Here is a 16087-nt window from a genome sequence, read left to right on the forward strand (position 1 = left end):
GTAGGTCTTCCGGCGGCTGAGCTAGCCTCGGGCCCATGGCCGAGGTTGCGGTGCGTACCGCCGTGGAACAGGACGCTGCCGAGATCGCCCGGATCCAGCTGGAGACCTGGCGCATCGCGTACGCCGAGCAGCTGCCCGACGGCGCCCTCGACGGGGTCGAAGCAGAAGCGGCGACGGCTCGCTGGAGCGAGGCGGTCGGGCAGCCACCGACCGCCGCGCACCGGGTCCTGGTCGCGTACGAACGGGTCGGCGACGGCGACCCGACCACCGTCGGTTTCGCCGCCGCCGCACCGGCCGACCCGGCCGATGTCGAGGTTCCGCACGGCTCGGCGTTGCATGACCCGGCCACCACGGTCGCCATTCCGGCGCTGGTGGTGGAGCCACGGTGGGGCCGCCGCGGGCATGGCAGCCGGCTGCTCGCCGCGGTGGTCGATCTGGCCCGCGCCGACGGCGCCGAGCACGCCGTCACCTGGGTCCTGTCCGGCGACACCGCGTCACAGTCCTTCTACGCCTCCGCTGGCTGGCAACCCGACGGCACCGTCCGCGAGCTCTCCGCCAACGGCGACCTCATCCGCGAGGTCAGGTTGCACGCGGATTTAGGGTAGAACGGCGTCGCAGGTGACCGCTGTTTTAGCGCTCTTGGTGACAACTTTGCGTCCGTCGACGGAAATTGTGCAGGTGGTGAGGAGATCTTTGCCGCTGGCTGGGTCACTGTGCGCGTACAGGCTGACGTGTCGAGTGACGCTGACGCTGATGTCCTCGGTGATCGCCCACGGCGAGGTGTAGACCTGCGCGATAGCGCGCGCCTGGCCGTTCCCGTCCGTGTACGTGACCTTGTTCAGCAGTCCGGCGCCGGCTTTTCCGGTCGTCACCTGATAGGTCACTTCGTGTGACGGACCGCTGGGGGGGACATTCACCGATGTCGGATTCGCGATTCCGGTGGACTTATTCGGGCGATTGGTCACCGGCCCATTACTCTTTCGTTGCGCAATCCATTGCGTCATCACAAAACCACCGCCACAAAGCAGCAGCGAAATAGTGATCAATCCGGCCACAATGCCGACTAACAGGCCGCGCCGCCGACGCTGCGCATGCCCCGCCGAATGCGACATTTCCACCCCCGTGCAGATTTCCATCACCGTCGGAAGAGCAACGGCAAACGATCAAACGTCGGGGACTCCGAAAACGTGCCCAACATTCAATTGCGACGCTACTCACTCCTAGAAGACGCAGACAACGGACAACCGGTTGCACGATACGGCCCATTGCTTCCCTTAAGGACTAGACATAGGATGTCCCATGTCTAATCCTCAGGAAGGGAACGCCGGGTGCCCGCCAACCTCACCGGGGTCGTACCCCCGCTCTGTACGCCACTGACCGCCGATCAGGAGGTGGACGTACGCTCGCTGGAGCGGCTCACCAGCAGCCTCCTTGCGGCCGGGTGCACGGCCGTCCTCGCGCTCGGGTCGACCGGCGAGGTGGCTTTTCTGCCGGACGCGATTGCGCCGACGGGTGCTCGAAGTGGTGACCGGATGCGTGGCTGGTGCGGTGCCGGTGCTGGCCGGTGTCATCGACATGACGACCATGCGGGTCGTCGATCACGTACGGGACGCGGAAAAATACGGCTGCGCCGCGGTGGTGACGACCGCGCCGTTCTACGCCCGGATCAACGCCGCCGAGATCGAGCGACACTTCCGGACTATCGCCGGCAGCAGCGATCTGCGGGTCTACGCGTACGACCTGCCCGTCGCCGTCGGCCGCAAGCTGCCCGCCGACCTGGTGCTGCGACTGCTCGCGGACGAGACGGTGGCCGGCGTGAAAGACTCCAGCGGCGACGACGGCTCACTGCGAACACTGATCGCGATGGCCGCCGACGCCGGTTTGGAAAACGCCTCGATCATGACCGGCTCCGAGCTGACCGTGGACAACGCCCTGCGGATGGGCGCGTCTGGAGTCGTACCGGGCCTGGGCAACGTCGACCCAGCCGGCTATGTCGCTCTCTACGACGCGGCCACCGATGACAACTGGGAAATCGCCCTCGCCGAACAGGAACGACTGCTGCGGCTCTTCCGAATCATCACCGTCGCCGACCCCGCCCGGATCGGACGGTCCGCTGGCGCGCTCGGAGCTTTCAAAGCGGCGCTCTATCTTCTCGGCATCATCGACTGCCCTCAGACGATGACGCCTCAACTTCCATTGCTCGCGGAGGAAATTTCGGTGATACGAGAGCTTCTGTTGGACGCTGAGCTGACTCCGGTGCGTTAGGTCGATTTTCCCGCTCCAACGTGGCGACCAGAACTTCCTCCACCTTGTCCAGCAAAATCGACGGCGGCCGACCCGGGCGCCGCTCATCGGCCACCCCATCCAACCGATACTCCACAAACCGCGACCGCCACTTACCCACAGTCGGCTGCGACCCACCAATCTCCGCCGCTACCTGCGTATTTGACCGACCTTCCGCACACGCCAAAACAATCCGACACCGCAAACGCCAACGCCTGCCCCCGACTTCGCTCGCCGCGACAACCGAACAAGCTCCAACCGCTCAGCCTCAGTCAGCACCAACTCAGCCTTCAGACGCCCCACTCTCGCCCTAACACGAATTCTGCACTTTCTAAACGAATTTCAGGCGCAGGACAACAGCGAGGCTTCGCCTCTGACAGCCGAGGTGGCGGGGCTTAGTTCGGCGGCAGCAGCTCTACTTGATCTTGAGCCGGCTCGCGGGGGGACTTGCGGTCATGATCGACAGACCGCCCCCACCCGCCGCGCCGAAGTCCGATTGCCTAGACGACCGGGCGTGCCATCCAAAAATGGCTGGTCAGGACCATCTGCCGGTAATATGGGACGGGCAAAAAAGAGACGTTACTCCGGCTCAAAACTCAAGACAAACGTCAGAGTTTTGGACACCAAGGAGCGCTAGTAGCGTGTCGCTTCTACGCTACTGAGCCTTTACTTCGGAGCCCCAACGTTCTCGCTCGCAAGACTTGAACGCGCGCGCTCTATGTTTCGTTGGGATTATTGTGAAAGTATCCATTTCCTGATCACCCGTACACGACCAAACTGTCGGTGCCGGCGGTAGAATTAATGTCATGGCCGCCGGCGACGAAGTCACCTCTCCAGAGCTCTGGAGGTGTGACCCGGACGAGCTCGGTGAGCTGCTGCAGGAGAAAAAAAAAAGCGGTCCGGCTGCTGCAGGTCGAGGTGCTGGACATTGTCGCGGCGATCCACCGGGGAAACGTCGGCAAGACGCTCGGGCACCGCAACACCCTGGGCATGCTGCAAGACCTCCTTCGACTGTCCCCCACAGAGGCATCCCGACGCTACAAGCGGGCCCTGAACCTGTGCCCCAGCCAAGCCCTGACCGGGGAAACACTCGCACCCACACTCAGCATCGCCAGTGAGGCGATGCGCCGCGGGGAGCTCGCGGACTCCCAAATCGACACCATTGTTGGGGTCGTGACCAGGCTCCCGGCCAGGGTGACCATCCGGGATCGTGAGGAAGGCTGAAGCGTCCCTGGTGGAGCACGCGAAACGGTACACCGCACCAGGCCTAGCCAAAGTAGGGCGACGCATCCATGACCACCTGGACCCCGACGGACCCGCGCCCTCCGAACACGAAAACGAGAAACCACGCCGCGAACTATCCCTGCACACCGGGACAGACGGACGACTGAACTTCAGTGGCTCCTTCGACGGTGAGACCGGGACCCTGTTCAGTGAGATCCTCAGCCCGCTGGCCAAACCCCGCCCCGCTGAGAACGGCACCCCTGATCAGCGGTCAGTGTCCGAGCGCAACGGGGACGCGCTCGCGGAAGCGTTGGATCTCATCGCGGACTCCGCGAAACTCCCCACCCAAGGCGCCGAACGGCCGCATCTCACCATCACCATCAACTGGGACACGCTCCGAGACCGCGCTCGGAGTCGCCTACCCACACAGCGGCGCACCCATCTCCCCAGAAGGTGTCCGCCGGCTGGCGTGTGACGCGGACATCATCCCGATGGTGGCTGGGCAGCGACAGCGTGCCGCTGGATGTCGGACGCAACGAACGACTCATCACACCAGCCCTACGCAAAGCCTTGATAGCGCGAGATAAAGGCTGCGCCCGATGCGGTCGACCACCCCGCTGGACGAGGGGGCACCACGTGCAGCACTGGGCTGATGGTGGGCATACTTGCCTTGAAAATTGCGTGCTCCTGTGCGACCGGTGCCATCGTTTAGTGCACCACGGCGGCTGGGACGTACGCATCGTCAACGGAATTGTTGAATTCCTACCGCCCGCGTACGTTGACCGCGAACGAAGACCCATCCGCGGGATTAACCAGCTCGCCGCATAGAAAACCCACCCGGCCGCCGGGCACCACCACGCCCGGCGGCCCACATCCCTGTCTACTAAGGCGGAAACTCCAGCTAGGGCGAGGAGTCGTTGGCCGATGCGGGCGCGGAGGCTGTCGGGGGTTCGGGCGCCGTGTCGTTCCAGGGAGAGTTGGCCTTTGGTGGTGTCAAGACGGACTCGATGAGTTGGCGGATGCCGCCAGGGTCGCCGAATCGATGCTTTTCGTTTTTGCGGTCAGGGCGGACGAAGGTGATGCCCAGGTCAGCGGTGTGGGTGCGGAAATGGGAGTAGATGTTGGTCGCGGGCTTGGCCAAGCAGTTCGATCGCGACGTCGCGTTCGCCCAGTTTGGGGTTGGCCAGGCACCAAGTGATCGGCATGCCGTGGGCGGTGGTGACCAGGTAGAGCTTGACTCCCCAGTACCGGACAACCTGGTCATCGACGAACACGTACAGTGCCGTCAGAAGGGTATCGAGGTCAGTCTTCACAAACCGGCCATCGATACCCTTCGCCACGTCCACCACCCAGCCACTACGTCGAGCACGATCAATGAGGAATCACTCGGCTAGGAGGCCGAGACCCAGCCGTAGATGTTGCCCGGACGGCCGGCGGCGTGGGCATGCGTCGGATCGAACGGGCCGTGCTTTTCGACCTGGTTGTCGGAGTTGCCTTCGACAGTGGTGATGGTGCCGGTGCCGACCGCCACCACGATTCCGGTGTGCAGACTGGTGTCCGTGTTCTGCGGGCCGGTTCCGTAAAGGACGATGTCGCCGGGCTGCATTCCGGTGTTGGTCGAATGCGCCCGCCCCTTGCCCTGGCCCCAGGTATAGATATCACCGGTGAAGTCATACTGGGGAATGGAAATGCCGGCCTGCCGCCAGACCCAGGTGGCGAAGAGCGCGCACCACGCTTCACAGGGACCGTATTTCGTGCAGTTGCTGCCGGGAGGGTTCTCGCCGATCCCCAGCTCGCTGTTCGCGATGCTCACGATGTCCGTACGAACGGTGGCCGGCTGAACCACAGTGGCCGTCGCGGCCAGCGCCGCCACCGGAGTCGCGGTCACTGTCAGCGCGCCGGCGAGCAGCACGACCGTCATGATTTTTGTCATTCTACGCATGAAAATGCCTCCCAAGGATCAGTTGTGATCGATGAACTGCTGGGCGAGCGTACGACCGGCGGCGACGGCCTGGCCGTGGTTCTGAATGGTCGAGGTGGCCGAGCCAGGGAAGACGATGTACGTCACTCCGTTGTCCGCTCCCCCACTGGAGGGATCCGGATTAATGCCCAAGGCCTGCGCGGTGGCGTACGAAGCCTCGCCAATCTGCCCGCTGGGACCTTCGTCCCCGACGACCGCGTATTCGACATGTCCATTGTAGACAACTGCGAGAATGTCACCGCCATGGATTCCAGCGGTGGTGTATTTCCAGATACTGCTCGGAAGTGGCACCACGACGTACGGCAGCGACGCGGCATCCAATGGCGACCCGTCGGCCTCGTGGAATGACGTGTCATCCTGGAAGTCGGGATCGGTGCCGGTGTTGCATTCGTCGCTCTCCTGGCCGTCGCAGTCCACGGCCATGCTCGACGACCAGAAGAAGGCGCCGGTGGCTCCACAGATCGGTACGCGGCCGCCGATCTGCGGGTTGACATATGTCCCGTTCGATACCTGCCGGCAGCTATTTGTCTTGGCCAGCAAGGAAGAGGCACTCGGCTGACCGTCGTCGGAGGCAGGACTGGCGCGGGCCGGAATCGGTGTCGCGACGAGACAGAAAGTCGCTAGCCCGACCAGGAGCCGACGGTTGATTGACCTCGTTTTAGCATCCATGGGGCGAAGTATGGGAGCGACACATACAACGGACATACAACGCACAAAATCCAACGTTGCACTGCTAACCCGCCGGTTAGGTGTTTTGGCAGATCTCACCGACCGGGGTTTTCTCATTCCAGCCCTTGGCGCAGACGGTGGTGACGCCGACACCCCTGACCGTCAGCGGCGGCGGGCCTTCGCCCGCTGGGCCGACGATCGTCGCGCCTTTGGTGCTGCTGATGGCAAAGTGGCCGTAATAGGGCAGGGCGTCCTTGGCGATGTACGCCGTGGCGGTCCAGTTGTCCTCGGCACCGGTGATATTGACAGTGAGGTCCAGGCAGACCGAGTGGTCACATTTGGTGACGACCTGCTGCTGGCTCGCGGCGGCGGCCGGTGCCGCGAGGGCGAGCAGCGCGCCCACGACCGTGACCGCTGCCGCGAAGTGTCGGATTTTCATGTCGGCTCCCCATTTCCATCGAGACAGCAAGGAGCTTTCTGGAGGTTCACCGAGCCACGCAAGGGTATTCGGGCTGGGCCGAAACGGGGCCTACGCGATCCGGTTGCGGATCCCGGTGAAGTGCTGCTCGGTGGCGACGACCGCCCGGGGAATATCGGCCGCTCTTACGGCTTCGTAGATCTCGCGGTGTTCGGCGGCGACGCCGGTCGCGGTGCTGTCCAACTCGCCGAACTGCCGGCTGAGCTCGTGATAGACGTGCCAGAAAGCGCCCAGCAACTGGGCCAGCAGGCGGTTTTGCAGCGGTGCGTAGAGATGGTCGTGAAAGCGGCGGTCCGCGTCCGGCGCGGTGTGCCCACCCTCGGCGGCTTTCTCCATCTCCAGCAAGGCATCCTCGACCCGGCCCAGGCTCGCCGGGTCGGCGGCGGCGATCACCTGCGGGACCAGCCCGACCTCCAGCGCGCTGCGGACCTCGACCAGCTCGCGGATCGCCTGCCGGTCGGTCCGCAACGACAGCTGGCCGCGAAAGGCGAGGCCGTCAGCCAGCGCGTCCAGCTCCAGCTGGCCCACGTACGTCCCGAAGCCGTGCCGGATCTCCACGATGCCGACCGCCTGCAGCGCTTTGAGGGCCTCCCGCAGCGAGTTCCGACCCACGTCCAAGCGGTCCATAAGGTCTGACTCGGTCGGCATCGGATCGCCCGGGCTGAGACCGTCGTCCAGGATCAGCTGCTTGATGCGCTCACGGATCGCACGCTGGCTGGCCGCGGCTGTCGACCGCGGGACGCGAGTGGACGTATCCACGCTCCGTGAACCTCACAACCCGATAGGTGAGAGTCGCACTTTACCCGCCGGTCGATTTGCCTAGGGCGTGCCTCCTCATTCCAGGTGGATGAGGAGGCACGCCCTAGGTCGGCGGGTTGGTTGGTCATCGTCCAGGCCCGGTGCGTGACGACCATCAGCGGGTGGCTCTCCTGCAGCGGCTCGGAAACGCCGTTGACCAGGTCCTGGAGAGCCTCGGCGACCGGATAGACCAGCTCTGGGTCGAAAAGCTGCTCGGCGGTGTCCAACGCGCGATCGGCCCGGCTGACGACGTCCTCGACCTCGATCTCGCCGCCGTTGTCCGCGGCCTCGGTCATCATCTCGCCAAGCGCCCGCACCTCACGGCCGTACACGACCTGATAGTCGGCCTGATCGGCGCCGAGCGCGCCCAGCAAGGTCAGGTAGAGCCGGAAAAGCGGGTCCGGCACGCCGAGTTCCTCAATGACGAAAAGGACAATGCGCAGCTGCGACTCGCGCGGATCCAGCCGCAGCGCGGTGGCCACGTCTGCACTGGACTGTACGTAGTCGCCGAGCATCGCGCGGTCCAAACCCAGCAACAGCAACAACTCCGGGTCGGTGGGCTCGATGGTGAGCGCGGTCAGCACCGCCTTCTCGCTCTCCTCCCACCTTTCCTGACGGGCCAGGAACTGCGCGCGGGCCCGGTAGCCGGCGAGCATGTCCGGCGCGACCCGGATCACCCGGTCGGCGAGGTCCAGAGCCTCCGCCAGCCCATCCGCGGTGCCGGCCAGCACCAGCCCGAGCATCAGCAGGCTGGCCGGCTCATCCGGGTCGGTCTCGATGGCCCGCCGCAGCAACGGCTCGGCCTCTGAGTCCCGGCCCTGGTCGTGCCAGGCGGCACCAAGCATGGTGAGGCCGTACACGTCGTCCGGGTAAGCGGCCACCAGCCGGCGCGCGCGCGGCGTCCTCAGCCTCCTGATCGCGGCCGTCGCCGGAGTTTCGCTGCACCAGCAGGGCGAGCCCGTCGCGATCGGTGGGATCCGCGGCCAGGATCAGCCCGATCACCGCCTCGGCCTGCTCCGGGCGGCCCAGTTCCAGCAAGGCCTTGGCACGCTCCAGCTGGACTTCCCGCTCGTCAGTTTGGCACCCGCGAATCCTGTCATGCCGGTACGACAACCGCGCGCAGGCCGTCGAAGCGGCGAGGCTAGGGCGTCCCTTGCACGATCGGCACCCTGGTCGAGCCTCGGGCGTACCCGGCGCCATGATCCTGGACACACCTCGACCGGTAACACTTTTGGCTCGGGCCTCGACATTCCGGACGAGATGCTAACGGTGCGTACGGCAAGCCATCACAGAGTCGGTCATTTCTCCCAAACAACGACAAATCTTCGGCTCGAGCGGTCCGGATAGTCTGTCTCGGTGACCGGATCGGGGAATGACGACAGCGACCAGGGGAATCGCGTCGTCTCCACCGACGACAGCGGGCCGGCGGTGGCCGCCGCCGAGGACGGCCGGTTGATCGCCGGCCGCTACCGGCTGCGGACCTGGATCGGCGCCGGCGCGATGGGCGAGGTCTGGCAGGCGATGGACGAGCGCCTGCACCGGATCGTGGCGGCCAAAGCAGCTGCTGCTGCCCGTGGGACTGACTGAGTCATCCGGACGCCGAGGTGCTCCGGCAGCGGTCGTTCCGGGAGGGCCGGATCGCGGCCCGCCTGCAACACCCGAACGCGATAGCCGTCTATGACGTCGTCAGCGACGACGGCCGGCCCGTCCTGGTGATGGAGTACATGGCGTCCCGCAGCCTCGCCGAGGTGATCGACGAGGACGGGCCGCTCGCCCCAGAGCGAGTCGCCAACATCGGCGCGCAGGCCGCGTCCGCGCTGGCCGCGGCACATGCGGCGAGCATCGTGCACCGCGACATCAAGCCCGGCAACATCCTGCTCGGCCCGGACGGTACGACCAAGATCACCGACTTCGGCATCTCCCGGGCGACCGGCGACATCACGGTCACCAAGACCGGTGTCCTCACTGGTACGCCCGCATACCTGTCACCGGAGGCCGCTCGCGGCCAGGTCACCGGCTCCCCGTCGGACGTTTTCGCGCGCGCTGGGCGCGACGCTCTACGCCGCCGTCGAGGGCGAGCCGCCCTTCGGCCGCGACGACAACACGATGGCGCTGCTGCACCTGATCGCCACCGGCAAGGTCAACCCGCCGCGGCGGGCCGGCGTACTGGCGAACACCCTGCAGAAGATGCTCCGCGACGACCCGTCCACTCGGCCGACGATGAAGCAGCTAAGCGAGGAACTCGCCGCCGTCGCCAAGGGCGTCACCGAGGTCGCGCCGGCGCCGCGTACGCCCGTCTCCGCGCCACCCCGGCCCGCGCCACCGCCGCCCCCGGCACACGTACGGTCGCCGCAGAACCGGCCGGCGCACGTACGACGGGAGCCGACGCGCTCCGTCCGGGTGCCCGACCGCAAGTGGAGCGCCACCAACCGCTGGCTGGTGATCACCGCGGTGGCCGCCGTCGTCGTCATCCTGGCCTCGATCGGCGGTGCCCGGCTGCTGGCCCACTCATCCTCGGTCAACCAGCCCAACGGCACTTTGCAGCAGGGGCCGCCGCCGACGCGCCCACCAGCGCACCGCCAGAAGCGTCGGCACCCGTCGTACCACCCGTCACGCCGTCACCTTCGGCCAGCGTGTCGCCCTCGGCGTCGGCGAAGGACCTGGAGGGGCCGGTCGTGAAGTACTACAACCTGCTTCCCACCGACCTCGACGAAGCCTGGGCGCTGCTCGGCCCGGACCTGAAGGCGAAGGGTCGCAAGTCGTACGACGCCTATTGGCAGCAGGTGCAGCAGGTCGCCCTCATGTCGAGCCACACTTCGGGCACGTCGGTGCAGGTGACCATTCAACTGACCATGCAGAACCAGGCCACCGCCGAGGAAGTGCACCGGCTCGGGATGATCCAGGTCAACGGCCAGTGGCTGATCGACACGGACACTCTCATCCAGTCCCACCAGTTCCCCGGACCCGGACCCAGCGCCACCACACTGCCCTCCGAGAAGCCCACCGCCGGCTGATCAGCGTTCCAGGAGAGAGTCCAGCCCAATAGTGAGGCCGGGGCGGCCGAGGATTTGGCGTACGGCAAGCAAAACGCCGCCTGGCATAAAGGAAGCACGATCGTACGAGTCGTGCCGGATGGTGAGCGTCTCACCTTCGGTGCCACACAACACTTCCTGGTGCGCGACCAGGCCGGCCATGCGGACGGAATGCACCGGCACCTCATCCACCCGGGCACCGCGAGCACCGTCCAAAGAGGACTTGGTGGCGTCCGGCATCGGGCCGAGGGCGGCTTTACGGCGGGCCTGCGCGATCGCGGAGGCGGTGTGTACGGCCGTACCGCTCGGCGCGTCGACCTTGTTCGGGTGGTGCAACTCGATGATTTCCATCGACGGGAAATACTGGGCGGCGGTGGCCGCGAACTGCATCATCAATACCGCGCCAATAGCGAAATTCGGCGCGATCACGACGCCGATGCCTTCGGTTGGCTTCAGCCACTCACGCACGGTTTCTATCCGGGCGGCGTCAAAACCGGAGGTGCCGACGACGGCGGAAATTCCCTGGTCGATGCACCAACGGACATTGTCCATGACGACGACGTCCGGATTGGTGAAATCAACGACAACTTGGGCGCCGGCGTCGGAAATATTGAAAAGCCACTCGCCCTCTCGTCGACCATCGCGACCAGGTCGAGATCCTCGGCGCCGTCGACCGCGCGGCAAACCTGCGAACCCATCCGGCCGCGAGCGCCCAGCACACCGACCCGCAGCAGCGGACTTCCCACCGGCTCGGACATTTAACCCACCACTCCAGCGCCGGAGAAATCCTGATCGCCCACCGGGCCGATGACGCCGAGCGACATCGGACGGGCCAGCACATCACACGCTACCGAACGAACCTGTTCGGGCGTGACCGAGTCGATCTTGCCGAGCAGGTCGTCGACAGACAGCACATCGCCAAAAACCAGCTCGCTCTTGCCGATCCGGCTCATCCGCGATCCGGTGTCTTCCAAACCAAGCACGGTCGAGCCTTTCAGCATGCCTTTCGCGCGCCGAACCTCGTCGTCGGTGATGCCTTTGGCGGCAACCGTCGCGAGTTCTTCGGAGACAATGCCGAGCACGTCATGTACGCGACCGCGGGCACATCCGGCGTACACCCCGAAAATGCCGGTGTCCGCGTATTGGCTCGCGTACGAATAGACTGAATAGGCGAGGCCTCGGCGTTCCCGCACTTCCTGGAAAAGCCGGCTCGACATGCCGCCGCCGAGGGCCTGATTCATTACGCCCAAAGCAAAACGCCGGTCGTCCGCGCGCGCGATGCCAACCGTGCCGAGCACGATGTGCGCCTGCTCGGTGTCCTTGTCGACGACCCGCAGCGGCACCGGCTCCAGCGTCGCGATGCGCTGGTGCATCGCCCGCGGCTCGCGCGCGACAGCGTCGCCTTCGAGCAGGCCGGCCGACTCGAATGCCTTGCGTACCAACCGAACCACGTAATTGTGGTCAAGGTTTCCGGCGACCGAAACGACCATCGTGTCGGGCGTATAACGCCGCTTGTAAAAAGAATGGATCTGTTTGCGCGTCATCGCGGTGATCGTGTCGGGGGCGTACCGATAACCGGTCGGCCGAGCGGATGCGCGCCGAAAATGGCTTCGGAGAACACATCGTGTACGACGTCGCCGGGATCGTCGTCGTGCATCGCGATCTCTTCGAGAATCACGCCACGCTCGGTTTCGACGTCCTCCGGCGCGATTAGCGACGACGCGAGCATGTCGCAGACGACGTCGATGGCCAACGGCATGTCGTCATCCAGCACCCGCGCGTAATAGCAGGTGTATTCCTTGCCAGTGAAGGCGTTCGACTCGCCGCCGACCGCCTCCAACTCGGCCGAGATGTCCAGCGCCGACCGGCGCCGCGTCCCCTTGAACAGCAGGTGCTCAAGGAAATGCGACGAACCGGCCAGCGCCGCGGACTCGTCCCGCGACCCAATTCCCACCCAGATCCCGAACGACACACTGCGCTGGGTCGGCATGGCCTCGGTGACCACCCGCAGGCCCCCGGGCAGCACGGTGCGGCGAATGGTGCCGCCGTACTGCCCGTTGGCCAGCGTGGTGGTATGGGCGCGGGTAGGGCTCACGCCTGAGCGGACTCAGCCGGAGCGGCCTCGGGCTCGGCGTCAGCCGGCTTCTCGGCGGCGTTCTCCGCGACCGGAACCAGACTGATCTTGCCGCGGGCGTCGATGTCGGTGATCTCGACCTGCAGCTTGTCGCCGACGTTCACCACGTCCTCGACCTTGCCGATGCGCTTTCCGCTGCCCAGCTTGGAAATGTGCACCAAGCCGTCCTTGCCCGGGAGCAGCGAGACAAAGGCCCCGAAGGCCGCGGTCTTGACCACGGTTCCGAGGAACCGCTCGCCGATCTTGGGCAGCTGCGGATTCGCGATCGCGTTGACCCGGTCGACAGCGGCCTGCGCGGACTCGCCATTGGTGGCGCCGACGTAAATCGTGCCGTCGTCCTCAATGGTGATGTCGGCGCCGGTCTCGTCCTGGATCGCGTTGATGATCTGACCCTTGGGCCCGATCACCGCACCGATCTTGTCGACCGGGATCGTGATCGACACGACCCGAGGCGCATACGGGCTCATCTCGTCCGGGCGGTCGATGGCCTCGGCCATCACCTCCAGGATGGTGAGCCGGGCGGCCTTGGCCTGCTGGAGCGCGGCCACCAGAACCTCCGACGGGATGCCGTCGAGCTTGGTGTCCAGCTGCAGCGCGGTCACGAACTCCTTGGTGCCGGCGACCTTGAAGTCCATGTCGCCGTACGCGTCTTCCGCGCCCAGGATGTCAGTGAGCGTCACGTACGTGGTCTGGCCGTCAACCTGGTCCGAGATCAGGCCCATGGCGATGCCAGCGACCGGTGCCTTCAGCGGGACACCCGCGTTGAGCAGCGACAACGTCGACGCACACACCGAACCCATCGAGGTCGAACCGTTCGAGCTGAGCGCCTCGGAGACCTGCCGGATGGCGTACGGGAAGTCCTCGCGGCTCGGCAGCACTGGCAGCAGAGCGCGCTCGGCAAGGCGGCCGTGACCGATTTCCCGCCGCTTGGGCGCGAGCCGACCCGGCCGGTCTCACCGGTCGAGTACGGCGGGAAGTTGTAGTTGTGCATGTAGCGCTTGGTGGTGTCCGGAGCCAGCGTGTCCAGCTTCTGCTCCAGAGCCAGCATGTTCAGCGTCGAGACGCCCAGGATCTGGGTTTCGCCACGCTCGAACAGCGCCGAACCGTGCACCCGCGGCAGCACGTCGACCTCGGCCGACAGGGTCCGGATGTCGGTCAGCCCGCGGCCGTCGATGCGCACCTTGTCGCGCAGCACCCGCTGGCGTACCGACTTCTTCGTCAGCGCCTTGATGGAGCCGCTGATCTCCGCCTCACGACCCTCGAACTGCTCGTCGAGCTGCTGGTGCGAGTCGGCCTTGATCTCGTCGAGCCTGGCCTCACGCTGCTGCTTGTCGGCGATGGTGAGCGCCTCGGTCAGCTTGTCGGCGGAGATCTTGGCGACCGCCTCGTAGACCTCTTCGCTGTAGTCCGGGAAGACCGGGAACTCACGGCCGGCTTGGCGGCCTTGCCGGCGAGCTCGGACTGCGCGGCGCAGAGCGACTTGATGGCCGGCTTCGCGGCCTCCAGGCCAGCGGCCACGACCTCTTCGGTCGGCGCCGGCGAACCGCCCGCGACCAGCGCGAACGAACCCGCGGTGGCCTCGGCCTCGACCATCATGATGGCCACGTCGCCGTCGTCCAGGACGCGACCGGCGACCACCATGTCGAAGGTGGAGGCCTTCAGCTCCTCGTGGGTCGGGAACGCGATCCAGTCACCGTCGAGATAGGCCACTCGGGTACCACCGATGGGGCCGGAGAACGGTAGCCCCGACAGCAGCTGGGTGGACAGCGACGCAGCGTTGATCGCGATCACGTCGTACAGCGTGCCGGGCTCGAGCGCGAGCACGGTGCAGACGACCTGGACCTCGTTGCGCAGGCCCTTCACGAACGACGGCCGCAGCGGGCGGTCGATCAGCCGGCAGGTCAGGATCGCGTCCTCGGACGGACGACCTTCGCGGCGGAAGAACGAGCCGGGAATCCGGCCCGCGGCGTACATGCGCTCCTCGACGTCCACCGTCAGCGGGAAGAAGTCGAACTGGCTCTTGGGATGCTTGCCCGCCGTGGTGGCGGACAGGATGACCGTGTCGCCCAGCTGGGCGGTGGCCGAACCGGCGGCCTGCCGGGCGAACCGGCCGGTGCCGAAGACGACCTCACGGGTGCCGTGCTTGCCGTTGTCGATAACGGCGGTAGAGCTGTGGACCTCTTGGTCCGTCATGGGCAATGCCTCTTTCGTACGTGCCGGTGGCCGCACGCTGCCCAGGTGAATCGCTGCCGGTCTTCGATCGAGGCACTCGGGGTTCTCATCCCGGATGCCACTACCGAGGACCGGCCACTTGCGCCCACTCCGGTTGGCGAGGGGTCCCGGCGATGGTCCCGTACGACGATGTCGCCGTACGAGTGAGGGGAGTGGCCGACGGCCACTCCCCACAGTCCTAGCGCCGCAGCTCGGCCTCTCGATCAGCGACCGGTAACGTCCGATGTCGACGCGCTTCAGGTAGTCGAGCAGCCTGCGCCTGCGTCCCACCAGCAGCAACAGTCCACGCCGGCTGTGGTGGTCATGCTTGTGCATCTTGAGGTGCTCGGTCAGATCCTTGATGCGCTTGGTCAGCATCGCGACCTGCACCTCAGGCGAACCGGTGTCGCCTTCGACCGTCGCATACTCGGTCATGATGGACTTCTTCAGTTCGCTTTCCAGTGGCACAAGCTCTCCCTGTCGGATGCTCTGGTGTGGCCCCCGGTCCAGTTCACGAGGGCTTAGGATCACACGTCGAAACACACGCCGCAGTGTGGCGCATCCCCAAGGTTACCAGCCACCGCGGAACCCGCCACCGCAGGTAGGGGGTCGGACTCAGGAACGGGTCCGCAGCGGCCCGAAGAACGTTCGCAGCTCCCGTACGACCTGCCTGCCGCGGCTGCTCGTGGGCCATGAAATGACCGCCTCGCTCGGGCGTGCTCCAGTGCCGCAGGTCCAGCAGTGTCCGCTCGACCAGGCTGCGCGGGAAACCTGCCATCGCCGGCTCGTGGCTGAGCGTGACCGCGGACGGGACGGTGATGTCCGGCCGCGGCTTGTTCTCGGAATAGTCGTAGTACGTGCGAAAGGACGATCCGATGCAGTTGGTGGCCCAATAGAGCGTGGCGACGGTCAGCAGCGTGTCCTTGTCCCAGCAGGTCTCGAGGTCGCCGCCGCAGTCACTCCAGTCGCGGTATTTGTCGGCGATCCAGGCCAACAAGCCGGCCGGTGAGTCCATAAGTGCGGCCGCGACGGTGTCCGGCCGGGTGCACATCATCTCGCTGTAACCCTGGTCCTGGACGTCGTACGTGGCCAGGCTGTCGAGATACGCCTGCTCCTGCGCGGTGAGCGGCTGCTCGCCGAGGCTCGCGGTCAGCGTTCCGGAAGTCATGTGCACCCCGATCAGAGCCTCCGGATAAAGCGCGCCGAGCCACTGCGTCACCGAGCCGCCAATATCGCCGCCGAACGCGCCGAACCGCGAGTAGCCCAGCGTTTGGGTC

General features: G+C 65.8%; 16 protein-coding genes and 7 pseudogenes. 7 read left to right on the forward strand and 16 right to left on the reverse strand.

Translation table 11 applies throughout. The features are described 5' to 3' along the window. Nucleotides 1-35: 35 nt before the first annotated feature. Nucleotides 36-605, forward strand: a complete 570-nt coding sequence (locus tag GNX96_RS43275) for a GNAT family N-acetyltransferase (protein WP_163573320.1) — start codon at nucleotides 36-38, stop codon at nucleotides 603-605. Here GNX96_RS43275 and GNX96_RS43280 read toward each other — a convergent pair. Then, nucleotides 597-1136: a hypothetical protein gene (locus tag GNX96_RS43280; RefSeq protein WP_163573321.1), complete on the reverse strand. Its 540-nt coding sequence runs from the start codon at nucleotides 1134-1136 to the stop codon at nucleotides 597-599. The genes GNX96_RS43275 and GNX96_RS43280 overlap by 9 nt on opposite strands. A 388-nt stretch (nucleotides 1137-1524) precedes the next feature. Between GNX96_RS43280 and GNX96_RS43285 the strand changes: the two genes are divergently transcribed. Next, nucleotides 1525-2265, forward strand: coding sequence for a dihydrodipicolinate synthase family protein (locus GNX96_RS43285; protein WP_279583047.1), 741 nt, complete (start codon nucleotides 1525-1527; stop codon nucleotides 2263-2265). Here GNX96_RS43285 and GNX96_RS66500 read toward each other — a convergent pair. Beyond that, entirely contained in the window at nucleotides 2159-2488 is a 330-nt protein-coding gene (locus GNX96_RS66500) for a helix-turn-helix domain-containing protein (protein ID WP_390624302.1), read from the reverse strand. The genes GNX96_RS43285 and GNX96_RS66500 overlap by 107 nt on opposite strands. Before the next feature lie 644 nt (nucleotides 2489-3132). On the opposite strand from GNX96_RS66500, the gene GNX96_RS43295 reads away from it, so the two are divergent. From GNX96_RS43295 to GNX96_RS66505, 3 genes are read left to right on the forward strand one after another with little or no spacing between them, the layout of a single operon-like run. Further along, entirely contained in the window at nucleotides 3133-3507 is a 375-nt protein-coding gene (locus GNX96_RS43295) for a DUF222 domain-containing protein (protein ID WP_163573323.1), read from the forward strand. A gap of 10 nt (nucleotides 3508-3517) precedes the next feature. Continuing rightward, nucleotides 3518-3982: a DUF222 domain-containing protein gene (locus GNX96_RS43300; protein WP_279583048.1), complete on the forward strand. Its 465-nt coding sequence runs from the start codon at nucleotides 3518-3520 to the stop codon at nucleotides 3980-3982. 38 nt (nucleotides 3983-4020) lie between these two features. Then, complete coding sequence (locus tag GNX96_RS66505; protein WP_390624305.1) at nucleotides 4021-4335, forward strand: HNH endonuclease; 315 nt, start codon at nucleotides 4021-4023, stop codon at nucleotides 4333-4335. Nucleotides 4336-4406: 71 nt separating this feature from the next. Here the strand turns inward: GNX96_RS66505 and GNX96_RS67515 are convergent. The 8 genes and pseudogenes from GNX96_RS67515 to GNX96_RS66510 form a co-directional block, all read right to left on the reverse strand. Further along, a pseudogene (locus tag GNX96_RS67515) lies at nucleotides 4407-4600 on the reverse strand (IS982 family transposase); the annotation flags it as partial. Between the two features lie 31 nt (nucleotides 4601-4631). Next, a pseudogene (locus GNX96_RS67520) lies at nucleotides 4632-4754 on the reverse strand (IS982 family transposase); the annotation flags it as partial. A 143-nt stretch (nucleotides 4755-4897) separates the two neighbouring features. After that, nucleotides 4898-5449 (reverse strand): CHAP domain-containing protein, encoded by a 552-nt coding sequence (locus GNX96_RS43315; protein ID WP_279583049.1) that lies wholly within the window; start codon nucleotides 5447-5449, stop codon nucleotides 4898-4900. A gap of 18 nt (nucleotides 5450-5467) precedes the next feature. Next, on the reverse strand, nucleotides 5468-6157 hold the full coding sequence (locus tag GNX96_RS43320) for a glycoside hydrolase family 75 protein (RefSeq protein WP_163573328.1): 690 nt from the start codon (nucleotides 6155-6157) through the stop codon (nucleotides 5468-5470). A gap of 76 nt (nucleotides 6158-6233) precedes the next feature. Then, nucleotides 6234-6596 (reverse strand): hypothetical protein, encoded by a 363-nt coding sequence (locus GNX96_RS43325; RefSeq protein ID WP_163573329.1) that lies wholly within the window; start codon nucleotides 6594-6596, stop codon nucleotides 6234-6236. Nucleotides 6597-6686: 90 nt separating this feature from the next. Next, nucleotides 6687-7394, reverse strand: a complete 708-nt coding sequence (locus GNX96_RS43330; protein WP_279583050.1) for a FadR/GntR family transcriptional regulator — start codon at nucleotides 7392-7394, stop codon at nucleotides 6687-6689. Next, entirely contained in the window at nucleotides 7316-8410 is a 1095-nt protein-coding gene (locus tag GNX96_RS43335; protein WP_313885938.1) for a tetratricopeptide repeat protein, read from the reverse strand. Before GNX96_RS43335 ends, GNX96_RS43330 begins: the two co-directional genes overlap by 79 nt. Then, nucleotides 8385-8633 (reverse strand): annotated as a pseudogene (locus GNX96_RS66510) (hypothetical protein); the annotation flags it as partial. The pseudogene GNX96_RS66510 and the gene GNX96_RS43335, both read right to left, overlap by 26 nt. Nucleotides 8634-8789: 156 nt before the next feature. Here GNX96_RS66510 and GNX96_RS59700 point away from each other — a divergent pair. Both GNX96_RS59700 and GNX96_RS43340 read left to right on the forward strand, forming a co-directional pair. Continuing rightward, entirely contained in the window at nucleotides 8790-9020 is a 231-nt protein-coding gene (locus GNX96_RS59700) for a hypothetical protein (RefSeq protein WP_279583051.1), read from the forward strand. Between the two features lie 17 nt (nucleotides 9021-9037). Beyond that, nucleotides 9038-10447 carry a serine/threonine-protein kinase gene (locus tag GNX96_RS43340; protein ID WP_279583052.1) on the forward strand — a complete coding sequence of 470 codons (1410 nt, stop codon included), beginning with the start codon at nucleotides 9038-9040 and terminating at the stop codon, nucleotides 10445-10447. Here GNX96_RS43340 and dapB read toward each other — a convergent pair. The 6 genes and pseudogenes from dapB to GNX96_RS43370 form a co-directional block, all read right to left on the reverse strand. Then, nucleotides 10448-11223 (reverse strand): annotated as a pseudogene (dapB, locus tag GNX96_RS43350) (4-hydroxy-tetrahydrodipicolinate reductase). It abuts the gene before it with no gap. Then, nucleotides 11224-12455 (reverse strand): annotated as a pseudogene (locus GNX96_RS66515) (M16 family metallopeptidase). Nucleotides 12456-12556: 101 nt separating this feature from the next. Beyond that, nucleotides 12557-13066, reverse strand: coding sequence for a S1 RNA-binding domain-containing protein (locus GNX96_RS66520; protein WP_390624306.1), 510 nt, complete (start codon nucleotides 13064-13066; stop codon nucleotides 12557-12559). Between the two features lie 32 nt (nucleotides 13067-13098). Beyond that, nucleotides 13099-13971 (reverse strand): annotated as a pseudogene (locus GNX96_RS66525) (hypothetical protein); the annotation flags it as partial. Further along, nucleotides 13953-15278 (reverse strand): 30S ribosomal protein S15, encoded by a 1326-nt coding sequence (gene rpsO, locus GNX96_RS66530; RefSeq protein WP_390624303.1) that lies wholly within the window; start codon nucleotides 15276-15278, stop codon nucleotides 13953-13955. The pseudogene GNX96_RS66525 and the gene rpsO, both read right to left, overlap by 19 nt. A gap of 43 nt (nucleotides 15279-15321) precedes the next feature. After that, nucleotides 15322-16087, reverse strand: a pseudogene (locus GNX96_RS43370) (hypothetical protein); the annotation flags it as partial.

It is taken from the genome of Fodinicola feengrottensis, assembly GCF_010993775.1.
In the GTDB taxonomy this organism is placed as follows: domain Bacteria; phylum Actinomycetota; class Actinomycetes; order Mycobacteriales; family HKI-0501; genus Fodinicola; species Fodinicola feengrottensis.